Genomic DNA, 14,729 nt, shown 5'->3' on the forward strand with positions numbered 1-14,729 from the left:
TCAGGGGGTGCCGGCGCGCCACCGGGCGCGGGCCGCCCGCGCGATGGGCAGGTACCGCAGCCGCTCCGGCAGCAGCGGTACGAGGAGGCGCACGGCCGTGCTGAACCGCCGGAGCCTGCGCTCCTGGGCCGGACTCCACTCCAGCCCGATGGCGGCGCGGGCCTCGGGCGGCATGTAGCCGACGGTGACGAACGCCCGGAAGCGCAGGAACGCCGCCCGCAGCACCGGCCAGGCGAGCCGCAGCAGCAGCCGCACCGGCAGGGATCCGCCCTCGGGCCTCGGCAGCCGCGTGTCGGTGGCGACCAGCTCGCGGGCGACCTTGGTCGGCTCGATCTCCTCGGCCAGCATCCGACGGTAGTAGACCCAGTACTCCTCGATGCTCTGCGGCATGTCCCGGTCGTGTATCCCGAGGATCCGGCCCACCTGGAGCCATTCCCGGTACAGCCGGCGCTCCTGGGCGGGGGTGAAGCGGCGCAGCAGGTAGCGCCCCGCGTACAGGTAGATCGGGAAGCCGGTGGCGTGCACCCAGGAATAGCAGGCGGGGTCGAGGGAGTGGTAGCGCCGGCCTCGGGTGTCGACGCCCTGGATCTCCTTGTGCAGGCGGCGCACCCGGCGGCCCTCCTCGGCGGCTTCCGCCCCGCCGTACACCCAGAGCTGGACCGAGCGCAGGGAGCGCTCGCCGCGCCCCCAGGGGTCGGTGCGGAAGACGGAGTGCTCGTCGACCCCGGCGCCGATCGCGGGGTGGGCGACCTGCATGGTGAAGGCGGCGGGCAGCATCAGGAGGGCGCGCACGTCGCCGGAGATGGTCCAGAGCACCCCGCCGGGGGCCGGCGGCTCGGGATCGGGGCGGCGCGCGGCCTTCGGTCCGGGTCCGGGGAGCTCGGTCTCTCTCATGGTTCCAGTATGCGAGTGCTGAAGGTTCGGGTTGCGAGCACGGGGTCCCGGCGCGCGAGTGCCAGACGTCCGCTGCCGGACAGAAAGTCTTGTCACGGGTGTTACCCAGAGGTAACCGCGGCTGCTTGGATGACGGAGTCGATCTCCCCCCTGCAGGAATGATGGAGACCTCATGCTGCACACCAAGCTCAGCCGCAACCGCGCCGCCGCCACGGCCGTTGCGGCGATCGCCGTCGGCGCACTGGCCGCCACCAGTGCGCCGGCCGCCTCGGCCGCCCAGGGCGCCGCGGCCCCGCGGCTCAGCGTCCTCACGTACAACACGTTCCTGATGAGCAAGAACCTCTACCCCAACTGGGGCCAGGACCACCGGGCTTCGGAGATCCCCCGGGCGTCCTTCTTCCAGGGCCACGACGTGGTCGTGCTCCAGGAGGCCTTCGACAACGGCGCCTCGGACGCGCTGAAGTCGGGCGCCTCGGCGCAGTACCCGTACCAGACCCCGATCGTCGGCCGCAGCAAGAGCGGCTGGGACGCCACGGGCGGCGCGTACTCCTCCACCACCCCGGAGGACGGCGGCGTCACGATCCTCAGCAAGTGGCCGATCGTCCGCAAGGAGCAGGTCGTCTACAAGGACGCCTGCGGCGCCGACTGGTGGTCCAACAAGGGCTTCGCGTACGTGGTGCTGAACGTGAACGGGACCAACGTGCACGTGGTCGGCACCCACGCCCAGTCCACCGACCCGGGCTGCGGCTCCGGCGAGGCGGCCGAGATGCGCGCCCGCCAGTTCAAGGCGATGGACGCCTTCCTGGACGGCAAGAACATCCCGGCGAACGAGCAGGTCATCGTCGCGGGCGACATGAACGTCGACTCGCGCTCCCCCGAGTTCGCGTCCATGCTCGCCAACGCCGACCTGGCGAACTCCGACTCGCGCACGGGCCACCCGTACTCGTTCGACACCGCCCAGAACTCCATCGCGAACTACCGCTACCCGACGGACCCGCGCGAGGACCTGGACTACGTCCTCTACCGCAAGGGCAACGCGCGCCCGGCGGGCTGGGAGAACAACGTGGTCAAGGAGCAGTCGGCGCCCTGGACGGTCTCCAGCTGGGGCACCTCGTACACGTACACCAACCTCTCCGACCACTACCCGCTGATCGGACGCTAGCGCCCGCTCCCCCGGGTGTCCGCCGTGCGGCAGGCACCCGGGGCAGTGCGTCAGCCGAGCGCCTCGGCGATGTCGGCCTGGAACCGCCGGTGGTCCTCCGGGTGGTCCGGTGCCCACGCGCGCGCGTCCTCGGAGGCCTGCCGGGCCAGTTCCGCCGCCCGGCCCGGCCAGCCGGCCCAGACGTACATCCGGACCAGTTCCACCGTCGCGCTCGCCGTGGACGGGTGGGCCCGCCCGGGAGAGCGGCGCGCGGCGCGAACGGTCCGCTGCTGCGCCTCCAGGGCCTCGCCGACCCGCCCTGCGGCCATGAGCCGCACCGCGCGCAGCGTGCGGACCTCCTGCTCCTCGAAGACGTCGTGCCGGGCGAGGACGGCGGCCGCCAGCAGCAGCGGCACGGTCGCCAGGACCACGTACGGTCCGGGGCCCGCGGTGAGGTCGGGCAGCCGTCCGGCGCGGTCGCGCACGGTACCGGTCTCGGCGAGGTCCAGCGCCGCCCAGGCGCCGCCCAGGGCCGCCGCCGCGACCAGCACCGCGCGGTGGACGCGGCGGCCGCGCCCGATCAGCAACAGCACGGCCGCCCAGAGCGCGCCGGCCCCCGTGACCACCACGACGAGCGCGTCCCCGCCCGCGAGTCCGGCACGCGATCCGAGGGCGGGGGCGCCGGTGGCCGCGTCCGGGCCGAAGCCGTGGGACAGGGTGTCGCTGTCGCCGCCGACGACCCACGGCAGTACGGCGCCCAGGAGCATCAGCAGCGCTCCGGCGGCTCCCAGGGTGGCCGGCAGGCGCCGGGGGGTGACCAGCGAGGACAGTACGGCGGCGGCCCGGGCCGTACCGCCGGTGGGGGCCTTCATCCGCCCAGCCTGACGACGTCGGTGGTGTACGTGGTGGTGGCGACGTAGACCACCACGGGTACGAGCAGGACGGCGGCCGGCGACAGCAGCCAGGTGCACAGGGGCCGCAGCCTGGTGGTCCGCAGTCTGCGGGAGGTCCACAGCAGGGTGCCCGGGACGAACAGGACCAGGGTGATCAGGCTGAGCGCGAAGCGGGCCGGGCCGTCTCCGGGAACGGGGAAGAGGAAGGCGAGCGGGGAGTCGTACGTCAGCCTGTCCACCCCGGCGGCGAGCCCTTGGAGGACGAGGACCGCGATGCCGATCGGAGCGAGGACCAGCGGCACCAGGAAGGCCCAGTCGGTCGGCGAGGAGGGCGCCGTGGCGTTGCTCCACGGCTTCCTTCCGAGGATCCGTTCCCTCTCGATGGCCCGTTGCAGGTCTTCGTGCCGCGTGTCGTCGTCGAACATGTCCGCTCCCCCGGAAGTGGTGTGGTGGTGTCCGTGCTCGGGGCCCGGTCAGGCGAGGGCGGGCGCGTCGGGGCCGAGGACCCGTCGGTCGATGCCGCGCCGGCGCAGGGCGCTGAAGGCCCACAGGGCCGCCCCGGCGCCTGCCAGCGCCAGGAAAGGGGTCTGGTTCCTGGGGGGAACGGCGGGCACCTTCGCGATCGCCAGCCTGACGCCCGGCCCGCGCAGGGGCGTGTCCAGCGTGTACCCGCCCGGTTGCAGGGGGGCGGTGGCGGCCGGCCAGGCCTGCCAGTGCCCGCGCTCGTCCGCGTACCAGTAGCGGTGGTCGATCGCCTCGCGCAGCCCGGGGGTGCGCCAGGCTCCCTGGTCGAGGGGGTGTCCGTCGACGGCGGCGAGGGACACCGTGCTGCCGGGCTTGTTGCGCGCGTCGCCCTTCACCATGGCCTGCAGGGCCGGGGGCCGGGGCAGATCGGTGCGGCTCTCGATCCAGACCAGATAGAGGCCTTCGTCGGCCAGCTGGACCGTCCCGGCCTGTCCCGGCTCGGTGCGCAGGGCCTTCGCCGCCCCGACGTTGCCGAGGTGCTGGTTTCCCTGCGCGGCCAGCGCGACGCCCAGGAATCCGACGACCCACAGCGCGAGGGCGGCGTCCAGCCAGCGCCGGGACCAGCCCGTGGGTAAGAACACCGCGTCGCGTGGCATGCAACCGCCCCTGTCCGCCGCCGCCGCACCGTCCGGCCGGCCGGGCGCCGATCCGTGACCCACAGTGTGGCCCGGACGGCGTGCCCCCGTCCGCCTGTTGGGCGAGATTCCCGCGCCGGGGGCTCGGACGCGATCTAGGGGGTGTCGTCGCGGGTGCGGCGCCATTCCGTGGCGTACTCCTCGAAGATCTCGCGCAGGTGGTGGCCGACCTTGAGGTAGTCGAGGTCGTCGAGGTTGGCCAGGGAAACGCGGACCGACCACTGCGGGCCGTCGAAGCCGCCGCCGCCCAGGAGGACGACCGAGGTCTGTTCCGCCAGGCGCAGCAGCGGGTCGACGGGCTCGTAGTTCATCTCCAGGAAGTCCGCGAAGTCCTTGCCGTGGACGCGTTCCGCCTCGGCCAGCAGGTCGAGTTCGACGTAGTACGCCGCCCGCCGGTCATCGTCGGCGATCTTCATCCGGGCACCCTCCAGCAGCAGGCCGAGCCGCCGCCGGACGATCGCGCGGACGCGCTCCTTGTACGCCTGGCCCTCTTCCAGCAGGTCGAACAGCGAGAAGAGCACCATCAGCGCCTGTTGGGGGCCCGAGAGTCCGGCCGTGTGGTTGAGCGCCACCGAGCGGGAGTCCGCGACCATCCGGTCGATGAAGCGGATCGCGTCCGGCTCCAGGCTGAGCGAGCCGTACCGCCGGGCGAGCCGCTCCCGCTGCTCGCGCGGGAGCTCCCGGAGCATCTCGTCGATGACGTTGTCCTCGTGCAAGCCGATGACGCCGAGCCGCCAGCCGGTCGCCCCGTAGTGCTTGGAGTACGAGTACACCAGCAGTGTGTTGCGGGGCAGTTCGGCGGCGAGCGAGCGGAAGCCGGGCACGAAGGTGCCGTACACGTCGTCGGTGACGATCAGCAGGCGCGGGTTGGCGGTCGCCACGATCTCCTTGATCTGCTCCGCCACCCGGTCGCTCAGCGCGAGCGAGGGCGGGTTGCTCGGATTGACCAGGCAGACCAGCCTGATCTCCGGGTCGGCCAGTTTGGCGACCTCCTCCGGCGGATAGCGCCACTGGCGCACGCCCGTCTCGGCGAACAGGCTCGCGCTGACGCAGACCACTTCGAACTCGTACGCTTCGAGCCCGGGGATCTCGATGTACGGGGTGAACACCGGTGTCATCAGGGCGATCTTGTCGCCCTTGCGCAGGATCCCGTTCTGGACGAGCGAGTCGAAGACGTAGCACATCGCGGCGGTTCCGCCCTCGGTGGCGAACAGCGACAGCCGGTCCACGGCCGGCCGTTCGCCGAAGATCTCGAAGTCGAGGTAGCCGCGGACGATCTGCTCGGCGTGCACCAGCATCCGGTCCGGCACGGGGTAGTTGTCGCCGGTCACGGCGTCGGCCAGCTCGTGCACGAGGGCGTCCTTGTCGAACCCCCACCGCGACAGCGCGTACGCGACGCACGAGGCGAGGAGCTCGGTGCCGGGCAGCTCGGGGTGGCGGCGGATCCACGAGTCGAACCGCTTCCCGATCCCGTGGCGCTCCGGCATCCCGCCGAGGTGGTCCGCCGTCCAGACGCGCCGGGACTCGTCGAGGGCGAAGTAGCCGAGGGCGTGGAAGGCCTCGCGGGGGCCGGTGGCGATCCAGTTGGGGTTGCCGCGGCCCGCGTTCAGCATGGCGCGGGCGGTGGTGTCCTTCTGGCCCGGCTCGTCGGCCTGGGCCTCCTGGGCCAGCCGGATGAACCAGTCCTTCAGCTCGAACGGGCTGAGCCGTGCGAGGGACTGGATCTCCTCGCGGCTGAAACGGGTCTCCGGCATCCACCCAGCCTCGTCCGGCGGGCGCCCGCGCGCCCACCGGAAGGGGCCATCCGGGCTACGCCTGCACGCTCCGGTCCGGTTCCTCGTAGGGGTCGGCGTACAGCGCCTCGATCAGGGCGCCGTACTTCTCCCGCACCACCCGGCGGCGCAGCTTCAGCGACGGGGTGAGCTCGCCGGAGGCGGGACCCCACTCCCCGGTCAGCAGCCGGTACCGCTTGATCTGCTCGGTCCGGTTGAGCCGGGCGTTGGCCGCGTCGACGGCGGCCGCGATCTCCGCGCGGACGGCCGGGTGCTCCGCGAGGGCGGCGAGCGGGCCGGCCTCGATGCCGCGGGCCGCCGCCCAGGCCGGGGCCACCTCCCCGTCCAGCACCAGCAGGGCGACGAGGTAGGAGCGGCCGTCGCCGTGCACGAGGGCCTGGCCGATCAGGGGATGCTCCTTGACGGTGTTCTCGACCAGCGCCGGCGAGACGTTCTTGCCGTTCGAGGTGATGATCAGTTCCTTCTTGCGGTCGGTCAGCCAGAGGAACCCGTCCTCGTCGAGCCGGCCGACGTCCCCGGTCGGGAACCAGCCCTCGGCGTCGTGCGCGCTCTCCACCGACCCGTCGGGCCGCAGGTAGCCGGCGAACACGGTCGCGCCGCGCGTGAAGATCTCCCCGTCCTCGGCGAGGCGCAGCTCCAGCCCCTCGATCGGGCGTCCCACCGAGCCCAGCCGGAAGCCGTCCGGGCTGTTGATCGTGCACACGCCCGAGGTCTCGGTGAGCCCCCACGCGTCCATGATGGTGATCCCCCAGCCCGCCCAGAACCGGACCACGTCGATCGGCATCGGCGCGGTGGCGCTGGCCGTCCACACCAGCCGGTCCAGCCCGGCCAGACCCAGCAGCGGGTCGAGCACCTGCTCCTTCGCCCGGGCGTACGAGGCTTCGAGCGCGGCCGGGATCCGCTCGCCGCGCTCGCGGTGGCCGGCGCGGGCCCGGGCGAGGTCGTTCGCGGCCTCGATGGACTCCCGCTGGGCGGCCGGCAGCTGTGCGAGCACGGCCCGTACGGAGGCGGCGAGCTTCTCCCAGACCCGGGGCACCCCGAAGAACTGCACCGGGTGCAGTTCGCGTACGGCGGCCCCCACGGCGGCCGGGTCGGCGACGAGCCGGACGTGCGCGGCCCGCAGGAGCGGCAGGTAGATGCCGAGGATCCGCTCGGCGATGTGCGCGAACGGCAGGTAGCAGATGTGCTCGGCGTGTTCGGGCAGGTCCGTGCGCCCGTCGATGCGGACGGCCTGGAGCATGATGTTGCGGTGCGTCAGCCGTACGCCCTTGGGGTCGCCGGTGGTGCCGGAGGTGTAGACGACGGTCAGCGGGTCCTCGGGGCGGGTCTCCCGCCAGGCCTTCTCGAAGTCGTCGGCGCGGTGGGCGCGGGCGCCGCCGGCGTGCAGGGATCCGTACGTGCGGTGCGCACCCGCCTCGGCGGCCTCGGCCACGACCAGCCGCTCCAGGGGTGTCTCCCGGTCGGCGAGCAGCGGTTCCCAGCGGGCCAGCTCGCGGGCGCCTTCGAGGACGGCGACGCGGGCCCGGCTGTGGCGGGCGATGTGGGCGATCTGCTCGGGCGCGGAGGTCCCGTACACGGTGACGGGGACGGCGCCGAGGTGGACCAGGGCGAGGTCGGTCAGCCAGTGCTCGGGCCGGTTGCCCATCATGATCAGGACGTGTTCGCCGCGCTCTATGCCGAGGGCGGCGTAGCCGGAGGCGAGGTCGGCGACCTTGCGGCGGACCTCGGTCCAGTCGAGGGTCGTCCAGCCGTCGCCGTCCCGCCAGGAGAGGGCGGGGAGGTTGCCGTGCTCGGCGGCGTTGCGGGCCAGCAGGGTGGGGATCGTGAGCTCTTCGGGTCGTCCGGGCAGTCGCAGTTTCATGGTCATGGGCAGCTCCTGGCCGTTTCACATCGTTGGTGCGACAGCAATACTGTTGAACCCAAGCTGTGGAGCAGAGAGCGAGGCGCAGATGATGGCCGACCAGGCACCCGAGCCGATGCTCACCGTCGACGAGCTGGCGGCCAGGGCGGGCGTCACCGTGCGCACCGTTCGTTTCTACAGCACGCGCGGGCTTTTGCCCCCTCCCGTGATCGGCCCGCGTCGGGTCGGGCACTACGGGCCGGAGCACCTGTCCCGGCTGGCGCTGATCGAGGAACTCCAGCACCAGGGCATGACGTTGTCGGCCATCGAGCGGTATCTGGACGCGCTGCCCGACGATCTGAGCGCGCACGACCTGGCGATCCACCGGGCGATGGTGTCCAGTTGGGCCCCGGACGCGCCCCAGGAGGTCTCGCGGGAAGAGCTGGAGAAGCGGGCGGGGCGGAGCCTGTCGGACGCCGATCTGCTGCGGCTGACGGCGATGAACGTACTGGCGCCCGCCGCCGACGGCTTCCGGGTCGACGTGGGACTGCTGCGGCTGGGGGTCGCGCTGCTGGACGTACCGATCGCGCACGAGACGATCCTGGCGGCGCGGACGGTGCTGCTGGAGCACGCGCGGACGGCGGCGCACGAGCTGACGGCGCTGTTCCGGGACGAGGTGTGGGGGCCGTTCACGCGCGGCGAGAGCGATCCGGAGCGGGTGGAGTCGATGAAGGCGCTGTCCGCGCACATGCAGCCGATGGTGGTGCAGGCACTGGTGACCGCGTTCCAGCGGTCGCTCAAGGAGGAACTGCGGGCGGCATTCGTCTCCGGAGAGTGACCCCGCCCGGCCGCGCACGGAGCCCACACGGCTCCAACTCCGTGCTGGATTCCTGTTGTTGAGAACCCCTGGACCCTCACCTATGGTTGGCATGGACACCACGACACAGGGGGATGGACCAATGCGCATGAAGCGCTCCGTAGCACTCCTGGCTGCCGCAGCCGGTGTAACACTCGGAATGGCCACTCCGGCGAGCGCCTACGCGTGCCAGACCGGCTACTTCTGCTTCTATTACAACTCCAACCAGGCCGGCGCCCGGTTCATGACGGACAGCAACATCCCCAATCTCGCCGGTGAGACCTTCAGTACGATCGCCACCGGGGAGGGCCAGCCGGTGAAGAACAACGCCGCGTCCGCCCAGAACGCTTCGAGTTACTGCTACCGGGTGTACTACAACTCGAACTACTCCGGTCCGTCCGACACCGTCGCGGCCTATTCGTCCCGGAACCTGGCGAACACCTACAACGACAACGCCTCCGTCAGAGCAATGATTTGCTGAGCACCGGCGCCTGGATCGGGGAAGGGTGTCCCGCAGTCGCGACGGCGACCGCGGGACACCCTTCCTCGTCATCAGCAGAGGAATCCCGTGAAGTCGTTCTCCCCCTCCTCCACAGCGTGCGCGGGCCTGGCACTGCTGCTGCTCCCACTGGTGTGCGCGTGCTCGGCCGGCGCGTCCGGCGCGCAGGGATCCGCCGTCCGCTCCGGTGACGCCCCGGGCCGGAGCCCGGTGCACCGGCTCGATGACAGCAAGGCCCTTGAGCTGCCCCTGGACGCGTACCTGCTCACGACATCCGATCTGGAGACGCTCTCCAAAGGGCGCGACGCCCTCGTGCAGCGGTGCCTCGCCGCGATCGGCGCCCCCTCCGCCCCCGCACCGCGGGGAGGCGTGAAAATCGAAACCAACGAGCGGCGCTACGGCCTGGCCGACGCGGAACTCGCCAAGGCCCACGGATATCACCTGCCGGACGGAGACCAACCGGTCGAGGACTATCCATCGGCCGCCATTGCGCTCATCAGGGGCGAGGTCACCACGTACAACGGCAAACCGGTACCCGAAGGCGGGTGCGCGGGAGAGGCGCAGCGGGAACTTCACGACACCGAGATGCAGCAGGCCCTGAGCCCGGTACAGCAACTCAACATGGAAAGCTACGTGAAGTCGCAGAAAGACCCCGCGGTGACGGAAGTCAGCGAAAAATGGTCGAAATGCATGAATGAGTCCGGGCACAGGTACCCCGATCCCATTGCCGCGATCAACGACCAGGAGTTTGCCTCCGGAGCGCCGAGCGACCACGAGAAGGCGGTCGCGCTCGCAGACGTCCTGTGCAAGCGGAAGGTGAATCTGATCGGCGTGTGGTCCGACGTCGAGAGCGCATATCAGCGGTCTCTGATCAAGTCGAAATCCAGCATTCTGGCAGAGCCGCTTCTCGCCAAACAGAAAACCATGTCGGTCGCGAAGGCGGCGGTCCGCTGAAGGCCGGGAGGGCGGCGAAGGCCGGGAGGGCGGCGAAGGCCGGGAGGGCGGGCCCCCGGGAACCGGCCCGCCCTCCCCGCGCCCCCGTCAGTCGGCGTACGTCTCGCCGCGCTCGGCCTTCGCGACGAGCGAGGCCGGCGGGGTGAAGCGCTCGCCGTACTGGGCGGCCAGCTCACGCGAGCGGGCGACGAAGCCCGCGAGGCCGCCCTCGTAGCCGTTGATGTACTGGATCACGCCACCGGTCCAGGCCGGGAAGCCGATGCCCATGATGGAGCCGATGTTGGCGTCGGCGATCGAGGTCAGCACGCCCTCGTCGAGGCAGCGGACGGTGTCCAGGGCCTCGGAGAAGAGCATCCGCTCCTTCATGTCGACGAACGGGATGTCCGCGTCCGGCTTGGCGAAGTGCTCGCGCAGGCCCGGCCAGATGCCGGCGCGCTTGCCGCTCTCGTCGTACGCGTAGAAGCCGGCCCCGCCGCTGCGGCCGGGGCGGCCGAACTCGTCGACCATCCGGTCGATGACGGCGTCCGCGGGGTGCGCGGTCCACGTGCGGCCCTCGGCCTCGAAGGCCTTGCGGGTCTCGTTGCGGATCTTGCGCGGGAGGGTGAGCGTGAGCTCGTCCATCAGGGAGAGCACCTTGGCCGGGTAGCCGGCCTGGGCCGCGGCCTGCTCGACGGAGGCGGGCTCGACGCCCTCGCCGACCATCGCCACGCCCTCGTTGATGAACTGGCCGATGACGCGCGAGGTGAAGAAGCCGCGCGAGTCGTTGACCACGATCGGCGTCTTGTTGATCTGCCGTACGAGGTCGAAGGCGCGGGCGATGGCCTCGTCGCCCGTGCGCTCGCCCTTGATGATCTCCACGAGCGGCATCTTGTCGACGGGCGAGAAGAAGTGCAGTCCGATGAAGTCGACGGGGCGCGAAACCCCTTCCGCCAGACCCGTGATGGGCAGCGTGGAGGTGTTGGAGCAGAGCAGCGCGTCGGGGGCGATGACGTCCTGGATCTCCTGGAACACCTTGTGCTTGAGGGAGGTGTCCTCGAAGACGGCCTCGATGACGGCGTCGCAGCCGGCCAGGTCGGCGGCGTCGGCGGTCGGGGTGATCCGGGCGAGCAGCTCGGCGCGCTGGGCCTCGGTGCTGCGGCCGCGGGAGACGGCCTTGTCGAGCAGCTTCTCGGAGTACGCCTTGCCCTTCGCGGCCGCCTCGGCGGTGACGTCCTTCAGCACCACCTCGATGCCCGCGCGGGCACAGGAGTACGCGATGCCCGCGCCCATCATGCCGGCGCCGAGGACGGCGACCTTGGTGACCTTGCGGGGCGCGATGCCCTGCGGGCGGCTGCGGCCGGCGTTGACGGCCTGGAGGTCGAAGAAGAACGCCTGGATCATGTTCTTGGCGGTCTGGCCGGTGACCAGCTCGGTGAAGTAGCGGGCCTCGATGGTCAGCGCCGTCTCGAAGTCCACCTGGGCGCCCTCGACGGCACACGCCAGGATGTTGCGCGGCGCCGGGTACGGGGCGCCGTTCAGCTGCTTCTTCAGGTTGGCCGGGAAGGCCGGGAGGTTGGCGGCGAACTTCGGGTTCGACGGCGTGCCGCCCGGGATCCGGTAGCCGGGTACGTCCCAGGGCTGCTTCGACTCGGGGTTGGCGTCGATGAAGGCGCGTGCCTTGGCCAGCATCTCCTCGGGGGTGGCGGCCAGTTCGTGGACGAGACCGTTGTCGAGGGCGCGCTGCGGGTTGTACTGGGTGCCCTGGAGCAGGACCTTGAGCAGCGCGTCGGCGATGCCCATCAGGCGCACGGTGCGGGTGACGCCGCCGCCGGCCGGCAGGAGGCCGAGGGTGACCTCGGGCAGGCCGATCTTGGAGCCGGGGGCGTCGAGGGCCACGCGGTGGTGGGAGGCGAGGCAGATCTCGTAACCGCCGCCGAGGGCAGCGCCGTTGATGGCGGCGACGACGGGCTTGCCGAGGGTCTCGATGCGGCGCAGCGAGCGCTTGATCGCGGTGCCGGTGTCGAAGGCGATCTGGGCGTCCTCGGGACGCAGCCGGATCATGTCCTTGAGGTCGCCGCCCGCGAAGAAGGTCTTCTTGGCGGAGGTGTAGATGATGCCGCGGATGGAGTCCTTCTCGGCCTCGGCGCGGTCGGCGACGGCCGCGATGGAGTCCTTGAAGGCCTGGTTCATCGTGTTGGCGGACTGGTCCGGGTCGTCGAGGATCAGGGTGACGACGCCGGTCTCGTCCTGTTCCCAGCGGATCGTGGTGGACTCGCTCATGTTTCTCGCTGCTTCCGTGTCGGGGAGGAGGTCTCGGGGGTACAGGACGGGGTTCAGAGGCGTTCGACGATGGTCGCGACGCCCATGCCGCCGCCGACGCAGAGGGTGACGAGCCCGTAGCGCTTGTCCTGGCGCTCCAGTTCGTCGATGACGGTGCCCAGCAGCATCGCGCCGGTGGCGCCGAGCGGGTGGCCGAGCGCGATGGAGCCGCCGTTGACGTTGACCCGGTCGAGGGTGATGCCCATGTCCTTGACGAAGCGCAGGACGACGCCGGCGAAGGCCTCGTTCATCTCGATCAGGTCGATGTCGTCGATGGTCAGGCCGGCCTTGGCGAGGGCCTTGCGGGTGGCCGGGGCGGGGCCGGTGAGCATGATGGTGGGCTCGGAGCCGGAGACGGCGGCCGAGACGATCCGGGCGCGGGGAGCCAGTCCGTTGCGCTCCCCCGCCTCGCGGGTGCCGATCGCGACCAGCGAGGCGCCGTCGACGATGCCGGAGGAGTTGCCCGCGTGGTGGACGTGATCGATCTTCTCGATCCAGTGGTACTTCTGGAGGGCCACGGCGTCGAAGCCGCCGAGGTCGCCGATGTCCGCGAAGGACGGCTTGAGCTTGGCGAGGCTGTCGGCGGTCGTGCCCGGGCGGACGAACTCCTCCTGGTCCAGGACCACCAGGCCGTTGCGGTCGGTGACCGGGACGACGGACTTCGCGAAGCGGCCCTCCTTGATGGAGGTGGCGGCCCGTTCCTGCGAGAGGGCGGCGTACTCGTCGACGTCGCGCCGGGAGAAGCCCTCGATGGTGGCGATGAGGTCGGCGCCGATGCCCTGGGGGACGAAGCCGGTGTCCCAGTTGGTCATCGGGTCGTTGAACCAGGCGCCGCCGTCGGAGGCCATGGGGACGCGGGACATGGACTCCACGCCGCCCGCGAGGACCAGGTCCTCCCAGCCGGAGCGGACCTTGGCGGCGGCCAGGTTGACGGCTTCGAGGCCGGAGGCGCAGAAGCGGTTCTCCTGTACGCCGGCCACCGTGTCCGGCAGCCCCGCGGCGATGGCCGCGATCCGGGCGATGTCGGAGCCCTGGTCGCCGACCGGGCCGACGACGCCGAGGACGATGTCGTCGATGGTGGCGGGGTCCAGGCCGGGGTTGCGCTCGCGCAGGGCGTTGATGAGGCCGACGACGAGGTCGATCGGCTTGGTGCCGTGCAGGGCGCCGTTGGCCTTGCCGCGGCCGCGCGGCGTGCGGATCGCGTCGTATACGTACGCTTCGGTGCTCACTGGTCAAGCCTTTCGGGGAGGTCTGGCGTTAGCCGAGGAGGGAGCGGCCGATGATCTCTTTCATGATCTCGGTCGTGCCGCCGTAGATGGTCTGGATGCGGCCGTCGGTGAAGGCCCGTGCGACCCGGTATTCGCTCATGTAGCCGTATCCGCCGTGGAGTTGCAGGCAGCGGTCGGCGACGCGCTTCTGGAGCTCGGTCGCCCACCACTTGGCCATCGAGGCGTGGACGTGGTCCAGCTCTCCGTTGGAGTGGTCGACGATGCAGCGGTCCAGGAAGGTGCGGGTGACGGCGCACTCGGTGGCCATCTCCGCTATCTCGAAACGGATGTGCTGGAGCTTGGAGAGCGGCCGCCCGAAGGCCTCGCGCTCCTTCACGTACGTGGTGGTGATCTCCAGCAGGTGCTCGGCGGCGGCGATGCCGGCCATCGCGATGCCCATCCGCTCCTGCGCGAGGTTGGTCATCAGGTGGACGAAGGCGCCGTTGAGTTCGCCGAGCAGGTTCTCCTTGGGGACGCGCACGTCGTGGAAGAACAGCTCCGCGGTGTCCTGCGCCTTCTGGCCGATCTTGTCGAGGTTGCGGCCGCGTTCGAAGCCCTCCGTGCCGCGCTCGACCACCAGCAGCGAGAGCCCGTGCGCCCCGCCCTCGGGGGTGGTCCTGGCGACGACGACGACCAGGTCGGCCAGGATGCCGTTGGAGATGAAGGTCTTCGAGCCGTTGAGCACCCAGTGGTCGCCCCGGTCCTCGGCGCTGGTCCGGATCCCCTGGAGGTCGGAGCCCGCGCCCGGCTCGGTAATCGCGATGGCGGTGATGATCTCGCCGGAGCAGAATCCGGGCAGCCAGCGCCGCTTCTGCTCCTCGGTGGCGAGCGAGGTCAGGTACGGGCCGATGATGTCGTTGTGCAGGCCGATCGCGAGTCCGGCGGCGCCCGCCCGGGTGAACTCCTCGGCGATCACGGCGGCGTAGCGGAAGTCGGTGTTCCCGCCGCCCCCGTACTCCTCGGGCACGGCCAGGCCCAGCAGGCCCTGCCGGCCGGCGGCCCGCCAGGCCTCGCGGCTGACGATGCCGTCCTTCTCCCACTGGTCGTAGTGCGGCAGCACCTCCTTGGTGAGGAAGGTGCGGACGGTCTCGCGGAACGCCTCGTGGTCGGCGTCGAAGATCCGGCGTTGCATC

Annotated in this window: 13 protein-coding genes; 4 read left to right on the top strand and 9 right to left on the bottom strand. The window is 71.1% G+C overall.

The features are described from left to right. On the bottom strand, positions 1 to 894 hold the full coding sequence (locus ACFYXV_RS08065; protein ID WP_385463020.1) for an oxygenase MpaB family protein: 894 nt from the start codon (positions 892 to 894) through the stop codon (positions 1 to 3). A gap of 172 nt (positions 895 to 1,066) precedes the next feature. Between ACFYXV_RS08065 and sph the strand changes: the two genes are divergently transcribed. Continuing rightward, the gene (sph, locus tag ACFYXV_RS08070) at positions 1,067 to 2,056 is read left to right on the top strand and encodes a sphingomyelin phosphodiesterase (protein WP_385463023.1); all 990 of its coding nucleotides are present in this window, start codon (positions 1,067 to 1,069) and stop codon (positions 2,054 to 2,056) included. Between the two features lie 50 nt (positions 2,057 to 2,106). On the opposite strand, the gene ACFYXV_RS08075 is transcribed toward sph, so the two are convergent. From ACFYXV_RS08075 to ACFYXV_RS08095, 5 genes are all read right to left on the bottom strand, one after another. Beyond that, entirely contained in the window at positions 2,107 to 2,907 is an 801-nt protein-coding gene (locus tag ACFYXV_RS08075) for a hypothetical protein (RefSeq protein WP_389382334.1), read from the bottom strand. After that, a complete protein-coding gene (locus ACFYXV_RS08080; RefSeq protein WP_385463029.1) occupies positions 2,904 to 3,353 on the bottom strand; it encodes a hypothetical protein in 450 nt (149 codons plus the stop codon). The genes ACFYXV_RS08075 and ACFYXV_RS08080 overlap by 4 nt, the downstream gene beginning before the upstream one ends. 48 nt (positions 3,354 to 3,401) lie before the next feature. Further along, positions 3,402 to 4,049: a hypothetical protein gene (locus ACFYXV_RS08085; RefSeq protein ID WP_389382335.1), complete on the bottom strand. Its 648-nt coding sequence runs from the start codon at positions 4,047 to 4,049 to the stop codon at positions 3,402 to 3,404. 134 nt (positions 4,050 to 4,183) lie between these two features. Next, the gene (locus ACFYXV_RS08090) at positions 4,184 to 5,842 is read right to left on the bottom strand and encodes a bifunctional aspartate transaminase/aspartate 4-decarboxylase (protein WP_385463035.1); all 1,659 of its coding nucleotides are present in this window, start codon (positions 5,840 to 5,842) and stop codon (positions 4,184 to 4,186) included. Between the two features lie 55 nt (positions 5,843 to 5,897). Beyond that, complete coding sequence (locus ACFYXV_RS08095; protein WP_389382336.1) at positions 5,898 to 7,748, bottom strand: AMP-dependent synthetase/ligase; 1,851 nt, start codon at positions 7,746 to 7,748, stop codon at positions 5,898 to 5,900. 85 nt (positions 7,749 to 7,833) lie between these two features. Here ACFYXV_RS08095 and ACFYXV_RS08100 point away from each other — a divergent pair, with 85 nt between their 5' ends. The 3 genes from ACFYXV_RS08100 to ACFYXV_RS08110 all read left to right on the top strand — a co-directional run bounded on the left by ACFYXV_RS08100 (position 7,834) and on the right by ACFYXV_RS08110 (position 10,030). Next, the gene (locus ACFYXV_RS08100; protein ID WP_383338433.1) at positions 7,834 to 8,559 is read left to right on the top strand and encodes a MerR family transcriptional regulator; all 726 of its coding nucleotides are present in this window, start codon (positions 7,834 to 7,836) and stop codon (positions 8,557 to 8,559) included. Between the two features lie 178 nt (positions 8,560 to 8,737). Next, positions 8,738 to 9,058, top strand: a complete 321-nt coding sequence (locus ACFYXV_RS08105) for a peptidase inhibitor family I36 protein (protein WP_389382337.1) — start codon at positions 8,738 to 8,740, stop codon at positions 9,056 to 9,058. An 87-nt stretch (positions 9,059 to 9,145) separates the two neighbouring features. After that, on the top strand, positions 9,146 to 10,030 hold the full coding sequence (locus ACFYXV_RS08110; protein WP_389382338.1) for a hypothetical protein: 885 nt from the start codon (positions 9,146 to 9,148) through the stop codon (positions 10,028 to 10,030). 87 nt (positions 10,031 to 10,117) lie between these two features. On the opposite strand, the gene ACFYXV_RS08115 is transcribed toward ACFYXV_RS08110, so the two are convergent. The 3 genes from ACFYXV_RS08115 to ACFYXV_RS08125 are packed head-to-tail and all read right to left on the bottom strand — an operon-like array spanning position 10,118 to position 14,728. After that, on the bottom strand, positions 10,118 to 12,289 hold the full coding sequence (locus tag ACFYXV_RS08115) for a 3-hydroxyacyl-CoA dehydrogenase NAD-binding domain-containing protein (protein WP_385463050.1): 2,172 nt from the start codon (positions 12,287 to 12,289) through the stop codon (positions 10,118 to 10,120). 53 nt (positions 12,290 to 12,342) lie between these two features. Next, positions 12,343 to 13,557, bottom strand: coding sequence for an acetyl-CoA C-acetyltransferase (locus ACFYXV_RS08120; protein WP_030870742.1), 1,215 nt, complete (start codon positions 13,555 to 13,557; stop codon positions 12,343 to 12,345). Between the two features lie 28 nt (positions 13,558 to 13,585). Further along, positions 13,586 to 14,728, bottom strand: coding sequence for an acyl-CoA dehydrogenase family protein (locus ACFYXV_RS08125; RefSeq protein WP_389382339.1), 1,143 nt, complete (start codon positions 14,726 to 14,728; stop codon positions 13,586 to 13,588). Position 14,729 lies beyond the last annotated feature (1 nt).

This window comes from Streptomyces sp. NPDC002181 (assembly GCF_042890485.1).
GTDB lineage: Bacteria > Actinomycetota > Actinomycetes > Streptomycetales > Streptomycetaceae > Streptomyces.